At 59.4% G+C, this 715-nt stretch carries 1 protein-coding gene; it reads right to left on the reverse strand.

The window, feature by feature from the left end; genetic code table 11:
* The coding region (locus tag AB4Z52_RS36235) for an IS630 family transposase (RefSeq protein ID WP_442222618.1) at window positions 1-715 on the reverse strand (715 nt) is incomplete at both ends.

Genomic DNA, 715 nt, shown 5'->3' on the forward strand with positions numbered 1-715 from the left:
GAAGAAGCCCTCGATGAGGTTAAGCCAGGAGCCGTGTTTAGGGGTGAAGGTAAATTCGAAGCGGCCTGCCGGTTGTTTATCGAGCCAGGCTTTGGTTTCTTTCGAGATGTGTGCGGAATGATTGTCGAGGATCAACCTGATCGCGGTGCCGGCCGGATAGGCGGCATCGAGCAGCTTGAGGAATTCGATGAACTCGCGGCTGCGGTGGCGGTCCTTGACGAGCGCATGGACCTTGCCTGTCAGCAGRTCAATTCCAGCCAACAGGCTGAGCGTGCCATGACGCTTATATTCAAAATCGCGCGCAAAGGTCGGATGGACGCCTGGCACGGGCGGCAAATCCGGCGCCGTCGTCGCGATSGCCTGGATCCCAGGCTTCTCGTCGTAAGAGACGATCGCGACCTGCTTAGCCGATTTGTTCGATCCGGCTGCGGCCTTTTTCAAGACCTGCACCTGGCGATAGACACACAAGACCTCCGCCATCTTYTGCTCGAACTCGCCATCGCGACGTTCCAGATAGTAGCGCATCTTGTGCGGTTTGATTTCCTCCTGGCTCAGAAGCTTGCTCACCGTGCCCTGAACCAGACGGGCCAGACAGGGATGTCCGGCCTCCGGTCCGTGCTCGCGCGCATGGCGGGCCAAAAGCCGCGTCGTCCACAGTTCGTGCGGATAGCCATGGTCCCTGGCCTTGTCGCACGCCAAAGACACCAGCCAGGCT

Source organism: Rhizobium sp. 2YAF20 (genome assembly GCF_052114685.1).
Classification (GTDB): domain Bacteria; phylum Pseudomonadota; class Alphaproteobacteria; order Rhizobiales; family Rhizobiaceae; genus Rhizobium.